Below are 14,063 nucleotides of genomic sequence, written 5' to 3' on the forward strand. Positions count from 1 at the left end.
ATTTATGAGAGGTTTAAGCCCCAAAAGCGGGGCTTAATATATTAGTTTTCTTTGATCTTTATCTTTTTGTCTTTGTAAAAACCAGTACCAACTGGGATCATACGTCCAAGGATGACGTTCTCTTTTAGATCTTCAAGATAGTCAAATTTAGCAGCGATTGAGGCTTCTGTTAAGACCTTAGTTGTCTCTTGGAATGACGCAGCAGATATCACACTATCACTTCCGATAGCCGCTCTTGTAACACCAAGAAGGATCGGCTCAGCGATAGCTGGCTCGCCACCCATTTTCATAATGCGCTCGTTCTCTTCTTTAAATTTGTTTCTTGAAACCATGTCGCCAACGATGAAATTTGTATTTCCACTATCGACGATTTTGACTTGGCGAAGCATTTGAGAGACGATGATCTCGATATGCTTATCAGCGATCGCAACACCCTGGCGGCGATAAACTTGCTGAATTTCACTGATCAAATAGTAGTGAAGCGCCTTTTCACCTAGAATTCTTAAAATATCATGGCTTGAGATAAGTCCGTCTGTTAGTTTCTCACCAGCATGGACAAATTCGCCGTCTCTTACTTGGATCTGGCGGCTCTTCTCGATCAAATACTCAGCTGTCGTGCCATCTTCTGCTTGGATGATGATGCGCTCTTTTGAGCGAAGTGGCTTGTCAAATCTAACAACGCCGTCGATCTCTGCAACGATAGCTGTATTTTTAGGGCGTCTTGCCTCAAATAGCTCACTAACTCTTGGAAGACCACCAGTGATATCTTTTGACTTAGCAACAGCTTTTGGAGTCTTAGCCAAAATGTCAGCTTGGGCCACTTCATCGCCACTTGAAACGAAGATCGCAGTTTTTGGATCAAGTGGGTACTTGATCAAATGTCCGCTCTTTGTAGTGATAATGATCGCTGGTTTTACGCCACTTGGCAAATATTCGTTGATAACAAGACGTCTTTGACCAGTTGCCTCATCAGCTTGCTCAGTCGCACTATATCCTGGCTCGACATCTTCAAAGCTAACCACACCAGCCTCTTCTGCGATAGTTGGAGTTGAGTATGGATCCCACTCAGCGATTATTAGTTTGTCATCTTTTTCAGGTAGTGAAACCACTGTCGCTCTTTCTACCGCATCATTATCTGATACTTGGATGATAGAATTTCTTGGGATATAGTGGCGAACTGCCTCACGTCCATCCTTGTCAGAAACGACAACAAAGAAGCCTTTTTCAGTTACTTTGTGACCTTTTTTGATATCTTTTAGCCTATCAAGGAAGTCACCTTTTAGTATGAAAAATTTAACCACACCATTTGCATCTGCTGTGATCTTTCTAGTTACTGGATCGCCGTCTGAAATTTTAAGCTCACTAGCATATGGGATACGATTTGGAACGTTCCAGCCCTCTTTTATTATCTCAACGATACTCTCATTCTCTTTTACCTTGTCGCCATTTGTATAAGGGATATACATCTTGCCTTCGATCTTACCGCTAACGCCAGCTAGTTCGTTTGGCTTAGCAAGGTCGTTTCTTCTGATGGTATATTTGATCTCTTCTTTTTTGCCCTTGATAACGATATTTACATCTTCGTGGGCATATTCGATCTCGATTTTACCATCAATTGTTGATTTTATCTTTGGCTCAACAAGTAATACAGCTGCACTTCTTCTGTTTGCAACGATCTTCTTGCCGTTGTTCTCGTATGTGCTAAGGTTGTAATATCTAATAAAGCCCTCTTTTTGAGCGATGACTTGGCGGTCTTGCTGCTCAGTAGAAGCCGTACCACCGATGTGGAACGTTCTTAGCGTTAGCTGAGTACCTGGCTCACCAATTGATTGAGCTGAGATGATACCGACAGCCTCGCCTGGTTTTACAAGTTTGCCCTCACCCAAATTTAAGCCATAACATTTTGCGCAAACGCCTTTTGGTGCCTTGCACGTGATAGGAGTTCTAATGCTTACTGATTTTATGCCAGCTTCTGTTATTGCCTTAGCTTTCTCCTCATCAAGCAATGTGCCTTCGCTAAATAAAATTTCATTTGTTATAGGATCGATCACATCGTCTGCTAAAACACGGCCTAATACTCTCTCTTCAAGGCTTTCTATAAGCTCGCCGCTCTCTGTGATATCTGTGATCTCAACACCCTCGTGCGTACCGCAGTCGTGCATTGTAACTTTAACGTTTTGAGCAACGTCGATTAGCTTTCTTGTTAGATAACCAGCGTTGGCAGTTTTTAGCGCGGTATCTGCAAGACCCTTTCTAGCTCCGTGGGTTGAGTTGAAGTACTCCATTATGTTTAGACCTTCACGGAAGTTTGAAATGATCGGTGTTTCGATGATCGAGCCGTCTGGTTTTGCCATAAGACCACGCATACCAGCTAGCTGGCGAATTTGCGCTGCACTACCTCTCGCACCTGAGTCAGCCATCATATAAATTGAGTTAAATCCGCCCTTATCGCTTTGTATAAGCTTCATCATCTCGCTTGCAACGCTGTTGTTTGTATCTGTCCAAATATCAATGATCTTGTTGTATCTCTCACTATCTGTTAAAAGACCAGCGCCATATTGCTTTTGAATTTCACGAACTTTTTTCTTAGCTTCATCGATATATTTTTGCTTGCTATCTGGCACGATGATGTCTGCGATAGAGATAGAAATTCCCGCTTTTGTAGCATATCTAAAGCCTAAATTTTTAAGCTTATCAAGGAAGTCAGCCGTTACTTCAAGGCCGCCATTTCTATAAACATAATCAACCAAATTTGCAATGTCTTTTTTCTTCATGATCTTATTCCACATATTTTCAGGGACAAAATCAGGAAGTATCGCTCTTAAGATCAAGCGACCAGCTGTTGTAAAGATGATCTTGTTATCAACCATTGTTTTGATTTTAGCGTGAAGGCCAAGAGTGTTAGCCTCTTCAGCGATCATTACTTCATCAACGCTTGAGAAAATTTTATTTGCACCTTTTTCATCGTTTCTCTCTAGGCTTAGGTAATAAATTCCTAAAACCATATCTTGTGAAGGGACTGTGATGGCCTTACCACTTGCAGGAAGCAAGATGTTCATTGAGCTAAGCATCAAAATTTTACACTCAGCGATAGCCTCTTGAGATAGTGGTACGTGAACAGCCATTTGGTCGCCGTCGAAGTCAGCGTTGAACGCCGCACAAACTAGTGGGTGAAGCTGGATAGCCTTGCCCTCAACAAGAACTGGGTGAAACGCCTGGATAGAGAGCTTGTGAAGTGTCGGAGCACGGTTTAGCATGACTGGATAGTCTTTAACGACCTCTTCTAGGCACTCCCAAACCTCATTTGTCTTATCTTCTATCATCTTTTTAGCTTGCTTAACAGTTGTCGCATAGCCTTTTTCTTCAAGGCGAGCAAGCAAATGTGGCTTGAATAACTCTAAAGCCATCTTCTTTGGAAGACCACACTGATCCATCTTTAGCTTTGGACCAACGACGATAACAGAACGTCCAGAGAAATCAACACGCTTACCTAGCAAATTCTGACGGAAACGGCCTTGCTTACCTTTGATGATCTCACTTAGTGATTTTAGTGGGCGTTTATTTGCACCTTTTACCGCATTTGCTCTACGGCCATTGTCAAATAGCGCATCAACAGCCTCTTGAAGCATTCTCTTTTCGTTTCTTATAATGATCTCAGGTGCGTCAAGCTCAAGCAGGCGTTTTAGACGGCTATTTCTATTTATTACACGGCGATATAGATCATTTACGTCTGAAACAGCAAATTTACCGCCATCAAGATTAACAAGTGGTCTAAGATCAGGCGGAAGAACTGGTAAATTTGTTATCATCATCCACTCTGGGCGGTTGCCTGAATTTAAAAAGCTCTCGATAACCTTTAGACGTTTTACGATAGTCTTTTTCTTGGCCTCAGAATTTGTAGCCTCCATCTCTTCTTGTAGCTGATTTAAAATTTGAGTTAGATCAAGCTCAGCTAGCATATCATAGATGACCTCGCCACCCATTCTAGCACTAAAGCCACTCTCTTCATATCTTGAAGCTAGGCTTTGATATTGCTCCTCGTTTAAAACGTCATATTTTTCAACTTTTTTAGAATTTTCATTGTCATAATAAGCCTCGCCAGCATTATCAACAATGTATGCCTCATAGTAAAGTACGCGTTCAAGGTCTTTCATCTTGATACCAAGAAGCGCACCTATACGGCTTGGCAAGAAATTTACATACCAAATATGAGCCACTGGAGTTACAAGCTCGATGTGACCCATGCGAGAGCGACGAACTTTAGATGTTGTTACTTCAACGCCGCACTTTTCGCATTTGATACCTTTGTAGCGCATCTTTTTATATTTACCACAAAGGCACTCGTAGTCGCGGATCGGTCCAAAAATTTTGGCACAAAACAAACCGTCACGCTCAGGTTTTAGCGTGCGGTAGTTGATAGTTTCTGGTTTTTTAACCTCGCCATAACTCCAAGATTTTATCTTCTCAGGACTTGCTAAACGAAGTTGAAAAGCTTCAAAATCACGAGGTCTATGCTCTTCTTTTATCTCAACTGGTTTTAAATTAGTTAGTTTCATTTGTCTCATCCTCATCATATACTTCCACATCAAGAGCTAGTGATTTTAGCTCGTTTGTTAGAACAAAGAACGTCTCAGGGATACCAGTCTCAGGAACGTTTTCACCTCTTGTTAAAGCTTTGTAAGCAGAAAGTCTTCCCTCAACATCGTCTGATTTTACAGTTAGCATCTCTCTTAGTGTATGAGCAGCACCATAAGCCTCAAGTGCCCAAACCTCCATCTCACCAAACCTTTGACCACCAAATAGCGCCTTACCGCCAACAGGTTGTTGCGTAACAAGACTGTATGGTCCAGTACTTCTTGCGTGAACTTTTTCATCAACCAAGTGGTGAAGTTTTAGCATATACATACAACCAACATTAACGCGTTCTCTTATCTTTGAGCCTGTACGTCCGTCATATAGCTCAGTTTTACCGTCGCTATCTATCTTTGCCATCTCAAATAGTTTTGCAAATTCGTCAGCTTTAACGCCTTCAAAAATAGGAGTTGCAAATCTTACGCCATTGCTCCAATCTTTTGCATACTCAAGAAGCTTCTCATCGCTCATCTTACCAAGAGCTTTTTTAGCGTCCATTAGCTTAGCAACGCTTGCAATTTCTATCATCTTAGCTCTTAGCTCTTTTATCCACTCGCCTTTTTTGGTCTCAAAAATTTCATTGATCTGCTCGCCTAAACGGTAACCAACAAGACCAAGGTGGCTCTCTAAAATTTGACCGATGTTCATACGGCTTGGAACGCCTAGTGGGTTTAGCACGATATCAACGATCTGACCGCTTGGAAGATAAGGCATATCGACTTCTCTTACTATATTTGAAACGATACCTTTGTTGCCGTGACGTCCAGCCATTTTATCGCCAACTTTTAGTTTGCGTTTTGTAGCTATATAAACTTTTACAAGTTTTACAACGCCGCTTGGTAAAATGTCATCTTTTTCTAAAATTTCTATCTTAGCGTCGTGCTCTTCTTTGAGCTTTTTCTTCTCATTTTGGAAGTAATTTTTTAGCTCATCATATTTCTTTTGGATATCTTTTGAAAAGCTCTTTACGATAGCATTTAGAGTAAATCTATTGATATTCTCAAAGTCAGCTTTATTGATCTTTGAGCCTTTTTTATACTCTTTTTTATTTACCTCTTGATCACTCGCTAGTGGGTTTTTAGAAAGAAGTGCTGTAACTTTTAGCATCTCTTCGCGGTCTAGCATAAGCAGTCTATCGTGGTGCTCTTTTTCTAAAAGTGTCTTCTCTTCTTCATAAGCTTTGTTTGTTCTGCTATCTTTTTCATAGCCTTTTTTGGTGAAAATTTTAACATCAACAACCACGCCTTCCATCGAAGCTGAAGCATAGAGCGATTTATTTACAACGTGACCAGCTTTTTCGCCAAAGATCGCACGCAAAAGTCTTTCTTCTGGGGTTGGCTTAACCTCGCCTTTTGGAGATACTTTACCAACAAGGATCATACCAGGCTTGATCTCTGTACCGATTTTAACGATACCACTTTCATCAAGGTGCATAAGCTCCTCTTCTTTGACATTTGGTATATCTTTTGTTATCTCTTCAACACCGTCTTTTAGCTCACGAGCCTCAATCTCTTTTTCATAGATATGAACGCTTGTAAAGGCGTCTTCACGTATCATTTTTTCACTAATAACGATCGCATCCTCGTAGTTGTAGCCATTCCAAGGCATAAACGCAATTAGTGCGTTTTTACCGATAGCTAGCTCGCCTTTTTCCATGCTTGGACCATCAGCTATGATTTGATTAGCCTCGATCTCGTCGCCTTTTTTAACGATAGGGTGTTGTGAAAATGTCGTATTTTGGTTTGTTCTTAAATTTTTCTCTAAAGAGTAGTGATCGATATATGGACCAGCTTCATCTTCACCAAGGATAAAGATGTTTTTATTATCAACCTTTTCAACCACGCCTCCACGTTTTGCTTTTACGCTCTCCCAAGCATCTCTTGCGATAACACTCTCCATACCTGTTCCAACGATAGGAGCAGTTGAACGAAGTAGTGGCACAGCTTGACGTTGCATGTTTGAACCCATAAGCGCACGGTTAGCGTCGTCGTGCTCTAGGAAAGGGATAAGTGAAGCTGCAACACCTGCTATCATACCAGAGCAAAGGTCAATCAAGGTAACATCTTCTCTACGAGCAAGCATCATCTCGCCCTCTTTTCTAACCTCGATCAAATCCTCAACAATATGTCCATTTTCATCAAGCTTGGTTGATGCTGGAGCGATAACATTACCCTCTTCTTGTGTTGCTGTTAGATAGACTATCTCATCAGTCACTTTGCCATCGACGACCTTTTTATAAGGCGCCTCAACAAAGCCAAGGTCATTTACTTTTGCATAAGTTGAAAGAGTATTTATAAGACCGATATTTTGACCTTCCGGTGTCTCAACTGGACAAATTCTACCGTAGTGAGTCGGGTGAACGTCACGCACCTCAAATCCAGCACGCTCTTTTACCAAGCCACCCTCGCCCAGTGCAGATAGACGGCGCTTGTGTGTAACCTCACTCAGTGGGTTTGTCTGATCCATAAACTGGCTTAACTGACCGCCTGTGAAAAATTCCATGATTGTTGCTGTGATCATTTTTGGATTGATAAGATCATAAGGCATGATCTCGTCAGTATTGTTGCTCAGGCTTGTAAATTTATCACGGATAGCCTTTTGCATCTTAACAAAACCAAGGTGAAGCTCACTAGCAAGTAGCTCACCGATCGATCTTATACGGCGGTTGCCAAGGTGGTCGCGATCGTCAATGTGGCCCTGTCCGTTTTTAACTTTTATAAGATATTTTGCAGTTTTGATGATATCTTCGCTAGTTAGCAAAGTAACGTACTCTGGCACATCAAGCGAGAGCTTGTGGTTCATCTTCATACGACCAACTTTTGTTAAGTCATATCTTTCAGGGTTAAACAATATATCATTTACAAAGCTTTTTGCAGCCTCTTTAACTACCGGCTCGCCAGGTCTCATAACCTTGTAAATTCTAATCGCAGCAAGGTCATTTTCATCATCAACACCCTCAGTTTGTTTTAAAACTTTAAGCATATCATTGTCAGCGATAAATGAATTTATTATAGCGTCGTCAACACCAGCTGCAGAGTTGTTTATAATGTCAATACTTTCATGCTCAGCTAAAATTTTTGCAAGTTTATTCTCATCAAGAGCAGATAGTGTGTCATATAAAATTTCGCCGCTTTCTGTGTTTATCACAGGGTTTGCCAAATATCTACCTATAAGTGCTTCGATCGGATACTCGACAAATTTAACGCCATCTTCGATTAATTTATCAGCTTTTTTCTTTGTTAGGCGCTTGCCAGCCTGGTGAAGAACTTCTCCATCTTCATTTTTTATATCATACTCAACTCTTCCTAGATAATCCTCTGGATTGAAAAGAGTTAAAAATTTATTATTTTTAATAACCAAATTTTGTATCGGATAAAATAGCTTAATAATGTCTTGTTTTTTATATCCTAATGCCCTAAACAAGATAGTTACAGGCACTTTTCTGCGCTTATTTATCCTAACATATAAAATATCTTTTGTATCATATTCAAAGTGCAACCAAGATCCGCGATCTGGGATTATTTGAGCTGTATAGATAAGTTTATTTGCAACAGTCGCACTCTCTTCTTGTTTAAAGATAACGCCAGGGCTTCTATGAAGTTGGTTTACAACAACACGCTCAACGCCATTTATAATAAATGAAATTCTATCTGTCATCAACGGAATTTCACGTATAAAAATTTCTTGCTCTTTTATATCTTTAACGCCAACTTTATCACCAGTCTTATCATCTTTTTCATGGACAATAAGGCGTATTTTCATTTTTAAATTTACAGAGTATGTAAGACCTCTTTCTATGCACTCTCTGATTGTATATTTTGGTTTTCCAATCTCTGAGCTAACATATTCTAAAGTCAAACGATTTTGCGGATCATGTATAGGGAAAATCGACTTAAAAACTTTTTCGATACCGCTTTCTGTCTGATTGTTATTTAGATTTAAAAAATTATCAAAGCTCTTTTTTTGTAGTTGTAGTAGGTTCGGAACATCTATCTCTTTAACGACATTAGAGAAGTCAACCCTAAGACGATTTCCTGAGTATAAGCTATTTAACATTGCATCTACCTCGTGGTAATTTTGAAAGAAAAGTATAGCCTTTTACAAGGCATCTAAAATTTAAAAAAGAGAGAGCCTCTGCCCTCTCTTGAAATATTAAGCCTAAATAATAAAAAATTATTTAAGTTCAACCTTAGCACCAGCCTCTTCAAGCTCTTTTTTAGCTGCTTCAGCTTCGTCTTTGCTAACGCCTTCTTTAAGAACAGATGGAGTTCCTTCAACTGCGTCTTTAGCCTCTTTAAGTCCAAGACCAGTAAGTGCTCTAACAACCTTAATAACGTTGATTTTCTTATCACCAGAATCAACAAGAACGATGTTAAATTCTGTTTTTTCCTCAGCAGCAGCTGCACCACCAGCAGCAACTGCACCACCAGCTACCATTACAGGAGCTGCGCTAACACCAAATTTCTCTTCAAACTCTTTTACAAGTTCGCTAAGTTCAAGTACAGAAAGATTAGATATAAACTCTAATACGTCTTCTTTTGTAATTGCCATTTTTTATCCTTATTATTTTTTAAATTTAATTAAGCTGATTGTTCTTTTTTCTCTTTAAGCGCATTCAAACCAATTGTGAAATTTTGAATTGGCGCATTCCAAACTTGCAAAAGCATCGCAATAAGCTCATCACGGCTAGGCATTTTAGATAGAGCTTTAACTTTATCAACGCTTGCAACTTCGCCATCAATATAAGCTGTTTTAATTTTGAAAAGATCAGAATTTGACTCTTCAAATTTTGCGGCTACTTTAGTTACTGCCAATTGATCTTCGCTCCAAAGATAGATATTTGTATCTTTGAGTTCCATTCCGACTTTATCAGAATTTTTAAGAGCAATATTTGCAAGAGTATTTTTAATAACTTGAACTTTTACATTTTGTTCCTTTGCAGAATTTCTTAAAACTTCAAGTTTTTTAACTGAAAGACCACGATAGTCACAAACTACAATAGCTTCAGCAGTTTTAAATTCACTCTCTAATTTTGCAACAACTTCAGTTTTTTCGTTACGTGTCACTTTTTCTCCTTTCCGACCGGTAATTTCAAGCAGAGCGGGTCGAATCAATTAAGCCCAATGGCCTCGGCTATCTCCAATCTAAGATATAAATTTCTCTAAATTATTATTTTAAATCCATAACTTCTTGAGTATCAAGAGTTACAGAAGGACTCATTGTTAAAGACAATGAAGCATTTTTTACATATCTACCTTTTGCAGTCGCAGGTTTATGTTTATTAATAGCTTTAATAAATGTTGAAATATTTTCATTTAATTGCTCTTTAGTAAAATTGACCTTGCCAAGACCTGCATGTATATTTCCTTGCTTATCAACACGGAAATTTACTTGACCACTTTTTGCATTATTAACAGCTTGTGCAACATCCATTGTAACTGTTCCAGTTTTTGGATTTGGCATTAAACCTTTAGGTCCTAAAATTCTACCAACTTTACCTACAAGACCCATTAAATTTGGAGTAGCTATAAGAACATCAAAGTTCATTATACCTTTTTGGATATCCTCAACTAGATCATCAGCACCAACTATGTCAGCACCAGCAGCTTTTGCCTCATCAGCTTTAGCATCTTTTGCTATAACAGCAACTCTTACAACTTTACCTGTGCCAGCTGGTAAAACAACTGAACCACGAACCATTTGATCAGCATGTCTTGGATCAACATTTAATTTTAACGCAATCTCAACTGTCTCATTAAATTTAGCAGAAGCTAGAGTCTTAACTGTATCGATAGCCTCGCTAAGGTTATAAATTTTGTCTTGCTCTACTTTTTTGAGCAATTCTTGAAATCTCTTACTAGTTTTTCCCATAAATTTCTCCGCATATAAATTGCTTCCGTCTTTTAAAAATCAACCTGACGGTAAAGGTTTTAGTCTATTACTTCGACACCCATTGAACGAGCTGAACCAGCGATAATCTTAGCTGCTTGCTCTTTATCATTTGTATTTAAATCAACAAGTTTTTTCTCAACAATTTCTAAAACTTGAGCTTTTGTCAATTTACCTACTTTATTTTTTAAAGGATTATCTGTTCCCTTTGTTATACCTGCAGCCTTTTTAATAAGGTCCGTAGCAGGTGGTTGCTTTGTGATAAATGTAAAACTTTTATCAGCATAAACAGTAATAACAACTGGGATATTAAATCCAACCATATCTTTTGTTTTTTCATTAAAGGCTTTACAAAATTCCATAATGTTAACGCCCTTTTGTCCTAATGCTGGACCAACTGGAGGGCTAGGATTTGCTTTTGTTGCGGCAATTTGTAATTTTATTTCACCTATAACTTTTTTAGCCATTTCTTGCTCCTTAAATTATCTTCTCAACTTGTGAATACAAAATATCAACAGGGGTACTTCTACCAAAAATAGAAACATTGAGTCTAAGCTTGCCGTGTATCATGTCATATTCTTCAACGATACCTGTAAAGTTAGCAAAAGGACCTTCTGTTATGCGAACGCTTTCACCATCCTCAAAAAATATTTTAGGTTTTGGTGCCGCTCTTTTTTGAACTTTCTCCAAGATAGTATTTATATCTTTTTCAGTCAGTGGCGTAGGCTTTTTAGCCTCACCAATAAAACGCCCAACCTTTGGCAAAGACTGAATCTTATGCCAAAGAGCCGTATCAAGATCTAAACATGCAAAAGCATATCCAGGATAAAGAGTTCTTTCATTAATTTTTTGCTTACCGTTTTTTATCTCTATTACGTCTTCTGTAGGAACGATAACTTCTTTTAGTTGATCTTCAATACCGTAATCTCTAACTAAATTTTCAATTCCTCTTTTTACTGCCATTTCGCTACCAGCGTAAGTTTGTATAGCATACCATTTATGTGACATTATTTTTTCCTCATTCTATATAACTTTAGAAAGAACAAAGGACATAATAACATCAACAAGAGCTAAAAAAAGTGAAACAACAGCGACCACGATAAAAACTGCAATAAAAGCATTTCTAATTTGTTCTTTAGTAGGAAAGATAACCTTCATTATTTCCAATTTAGATAGCTTTATATAATTTATAAATTTTTCCATAATCTTAACCTTAATTGTGGCAGGGCAAGAGGGATTCGAACCCCCAACCATTGGATTTGGAATCCAGCGCTCTACCGTTGGAGCTATTGCCCTAATAGCTACTTATTCTTAATTAACTTTTTAGCTTAACTTCTTTATGAACAGTATGTTTTTTTAATCTTGGGCAATATTTTTTGAGCTCAACCTTATCTGTAGTGGTTTTACTGTTTTTTGTAGTAGTATAATTAATATCACCACACTCAGAGCATTTTAAACCGATTTTAATTCTCATATATATTCCTTATAGAAAGCCAAAGGGTTTCCCCTTTGGCATAATTTTATAAATTAACCAAGTATTTTTGAAACAACACCTGAACCAACAGTTCTACCACCTTCACGGATAGCAAAACGAGTACCTTCTTCAAGTGCAACTGGAGCTATAAGCTCAACAGAAATTCTTACGTTATCACCTGGCATAACCATCTCTGTGCCTTCTGGTAATGTAATAGAACCAGTAACGTCAGTTGTTCTTACGTAGAATTGTGGTCTATAGTTGTTAAAGAAAGGAGTATGGCGACCACCCTCTTCTTTAGTTAGGATATAAACCTCGCCCTCAAATTTTGTATGAGGAGTAATTGATTTAGGTTTGCAAAGAACCATACCACGTTCAACGTCTTCTTTTTTAGTACCACGAAGAAGAACACCAACGTTATCGCCAGCTTCACCTTGATCCATCTCTTTTCTAAACATCTCAACACCAGTAACTGTTGTTGTTTGTGTAGGTTTGATACCAACGATTTCTATAGTGTCACCAACTTTAACAACACCTTTCTCGATTCTACCTGTTACAACTGTACCACGACCTGAGATTGAGAAAACGTCTTCGATTGGCATAAGAAGATCTTTATCTGTAGCACGAACTGGAGTTGGGATATAGCTATCAACTGCATCCATTAGTTCCATAATTTTTGCTGACCATTCACCATCTTGTCCAGCTTTTGCCTCTTCAAGAGCTTTAAGTGCTGAACCAGAAACTATCGGAGTATCATCACCTGGGAAGTTATACTCGTTAAGTAGTTCGCGAATTTCCATTTCAACTAGTTCAAGTAACTCAGCGTCATCAACCATATCTGCTTTGTTCATGAAAACAACAATGTAAGGAACACCAACTTGGCGAGATAGCAAGATGTGCTCTCTAGTTTGTGGCATTGGGCCGTCTGCTGCAGAAACAACAAGAATAGCGCCGTCCATTTGAGCAGCACCTGTAATCATATTTTTTACATAGTCGGCGTGACCTGGGCAGTCAACGTGAGCATAGTGACGTTTCTCTGTCTCATACTCAATGTGCGAAGTAGCAATTGTAATACCACGCTCTTTCTCTTCTGGAGCATTATCAATATTATCATAATCTTTTAGCTCAGCAAGACCTTTGCGTGAAAGAACAGCAGATATTGCAGCTGTTAAAGTAGTTTTACCATGGTCAACGTGACCGATAGTGCCTATGTTTACGTGTGGCTTGTTGCGTGAAAATTTTTCTTTAGCCATCTTTTCCTCCGTTATGATATGTGTCTTTATCTAATTCGAATTCGTATAGTAATATAAAATCATATAAACCAGTGGAGCTCATAGCGGGACTTGAACCCGCGACCTCTTCCTTACCAAGGAAGTGCTCTACCTCTGAGCCATATGAGCGAAAAACGCTTGGCTGAGATGATTTTAATCAACATACAAACAACTAAAATTCATGAAAATAAAGATGGAATAACTGTGTTTAGTAAAATCTAGATACAGCTCCCAGTTTACTTTCCCAAATTTTGGAGCGGGAAACGGGGCTCGAACCCGCGACCCTCAGCTTGGAAGGCTGATGCTCTAGCCAACTGAGCTACTCCCGCATAACAATGGTGGTGAGACGTGGATTCGAACCACGGAAGACATAGTCAGCAGATTTACAGTCTGCCCTCGTTGGCCGCTTGAGTATCTCACCTTAAACATTAATAAGTTATTTTGGTATTTTCTGGTCAAACACTGTTACAAAATGGAGCTGGTGAACGGACTTGAACCGCCGACCCACTGCTTACAAGGCAGTAGCTCTACCAACTGAGCTACACCAGCACCTGTTTTGTGAAGTGGCAATTATAGCCCAAAATAAAATAAAAGTCAAGGAGATTTTGAAAAATATTTTATCTAATTTTTTTGCAATCAAAAATCTATAAATTTTATAGGAAATTTCAAAAATAGCCCACTAATCTAAGCCACTTTTACCAAAAATCAAAGAAAATTTTACATATATAAAATTTCATATTTTCATAGTTTTATTTTTTTTAAAAGCTAAAATTTCTATAATTACGAAAAAATTATAA

General features: G+C 38.6%; 10 protein-coding genes and 5 tRNA genes. All 15 read right to left on the bottom strand.

The genetic code is table 11. From position 1 onward, the window contains the following. Positions 1–41: 41 nt before the first annotated feature. Positions 42–4,556, bottom strand: coding sequence for a DNA-directed RNA polymerase subunit beta' (gene rpoC / locus F3G86_RS02565; protein WP_149722896.1), 4,515 nt, complete (start codon positions 4,554–4,556; stop codon positions 42–44). Then, positions 4,543–8,688, bottom strand: a complete 4,146-nt coding sequence (gene rpoB, locus F3G86_RS02570) for a DNA-directed RNA polymerase subunit beta (RefSeq protein WP_103576216.1) — start codon at positions 8,686–8,688, stop codon at positions 4,543–4,545. The genes rpoC and rpoB overlap by 14 nt, the downstream gene beginning before the upstream one ends. A 117-nt stretch (positions 8,689–8,805) precedes the next feature. Further along, on the bottom strand, positions 8,806–9,183 hold the full coding sequence (rplL, locus tag F3G86_RS02575) for a 50S ribosomal protein L7/L12 (RefSeq protein WP_012001504.1): 378 nt from the start codon (positions 9,181–9,183) through the stop codon (positions 8,806–8,808). A 29-nt stretch (positions 9,184–9,212) separates the two neighbouring features. Beyond that, positions 9,213–9,698, bottom strand: a complete 486-nt coding sequence (gene rplJ, locus F3G86_RS02580) for a 50S ribosomal protein L10 (protein ID WP_009294520.1) — start codon at positions 9,696–9,698, stop codon at positions 9,213–9,215. Between the two features lie 103 nt (positions 9,699–9,801). Next, positions 9,802–10,503, bottom strand: coding sequence for a 50S ribosomal protein L1 (rplA, locus tag F3G86_RS02585; protein WP_002941167.1), 702 nt, complete (start codon positions 10,501–10,503; stop codon positions 9,802–9,804). A 59-nt stretch (positions 10,504–10,562) separates the two neighbouring features. Then, a complete protein-coding gene (gene rplK, locus F3G86_RS02590) occupies positions 10,563–10,988 on the bottom strand; it encodes a 50S ribosomal protein L11 (RefSeq protein WP_021092996.1) in 426 nt (141 codons plus the stop codon). A 10-nt stretch (positions 10,989–10,998) separates the two neighbouring features. Next, positions 10,999–11,532, bottom strand: a complete 534-nt coding sequence (gene nusG / locus F3G86_RS02595; RefSeq protein ID WP_188116424.1) for a transcription termination/antitermination protein NusG — start codon at positions 11,530–11,532, stop codon at positions 10,999–11,001. 12 nt (positions 11,533–11,544) lie between these two features. Further along, positions 11,545–11,724, bottom strand: a complete 180-nt coding sequence (secE, locus tag F3G86_RS02600; RefSeq protein WP_002941070.1) for a preprotein translocase subunit SecE — start codon at positions 11,722–11,724, stop codon at positions 11,545–11,547. 17 nt (positions 11,725–11,741) lie between these two features. Beyond that, a tRNA-Trp gene (locus tag F3G86_RS02605) sits at positions 11,742–11,817 on the bottom strand. Positions 11,818–11,836: 19 nt separating this feature from the next. Then, positions 11,837–11,995, bottom strand: a complete 159-nt coding sequence (gene rpmG / locus F3G86_RS02610; protein ID WP_002941157.1) for a 50S ribosomal protein L33 — start codon at positions 11,993–11,995, stop codon at positions 11,837–11,839. A gap of 53 nt (positions 11,996–12,048) precedes the next feature. Further along, positions 12,049–13,248, bottom strand: coding sequence for an elongation factor Tu (gene tuf / locus F3G86_RS02615; protein ID WP_002941132.1), 1,200 nt, complete (start codon positions 13,246–13,248; stop codon positions 12,049–12,051). A gap of 72 nt (positions 13,249–13,320) precedes the next feature. Next, a tRNA-Thr gene (locus tag F3G86_RS02620) sits at positions 13,321–13,395 on the bottom strand. A gap of 123 nt (positions 13,396–13,518) precedes the next feature. Then, positions 13,519–13,595 (bottom strand) — tRNA-Gly (locus F3G86_RS02625). 7 nt (positions 13,596–13,602) lie between these two features. Then, positions 13,603–13,687, bottom strand: a tRNA-Tyr gene (locus tag F3G86_RS02630). A 52-nt stretch (positions 13,688–13,739) separates the two neighbouring features. Then, positions 13,740–13,815, bottom strand: a tRNA-Thr gene (locus tag F3G86_RS02635). Between the last annotated feature and the right edge of the window lie 248 nt (positions 13,816–14,063).

The sequence above is a fragment of the Campylobacter concisus genome (assembly GCF_902460595.1).
Taxonomy (GTDB): domain Bacteria; phylum Campylobacterota; class Campylobacteria; order Campylobacterales; family Campylobacteraceae; genus Campylobacter_A; species Campylobacter_A concisus_BL.

Bases quoted from the DNA above. Each gene is read 5' to 3' on its own strand.
- rpoC (WP_149722896.1), bottom strand. From the start codon at position 4,556: ATGAAACTAACTAATTTAAAACCAGTTGAGATAAAAGAAGAGCATAGA.
- rpoB (WP_103576216.1), bottom strand. From the start codon at position 8,688: ATGTTAAATAGCTTATACTCAGGAAATCGTCTTAGGGTTGACTTCTCT.
- rplL (WP_012001504.1), bottom strand. From the start codon at position 9,183: ATGGCAATTACAAAAGAAGACGTATTAGAGTTTATATCTAATCTTTCT.
- rplA (WP_002941167.1), bottom strand. From the start codon at position 10,503: ATGGGAAAAACTAGTAAGAGATTTCAAGAATTGCTCAAAAAAGTAGAG.
- rplK (WP_021092996.1), bottom strand. From the start codon at position 10,988: ATGGCTAAAAAAGTTATAGGTGAAATAAAATTACAAATTGCCGCAACA.
- secE (WP_002941070.1), bottom strand. From the start codon at position 11,724: ATGGAAAAATTTATAAATTATATAAAGCTATCTAAATTGGAAATAATG.
- rpmG (WP_002941157.1), bottom strand. From the start codon at position 11,995: ATGAGAATTAAAATCGGTTTAAAATGCTCTGAGTGTGGTGATATTAAT.
- tuf (WP_002941132.1), bottom strand. From the start codon at position 13,248: ATGGCTAAAGAAAAATTTTCACGCAACAAGCCACACGTAAACATAGGC.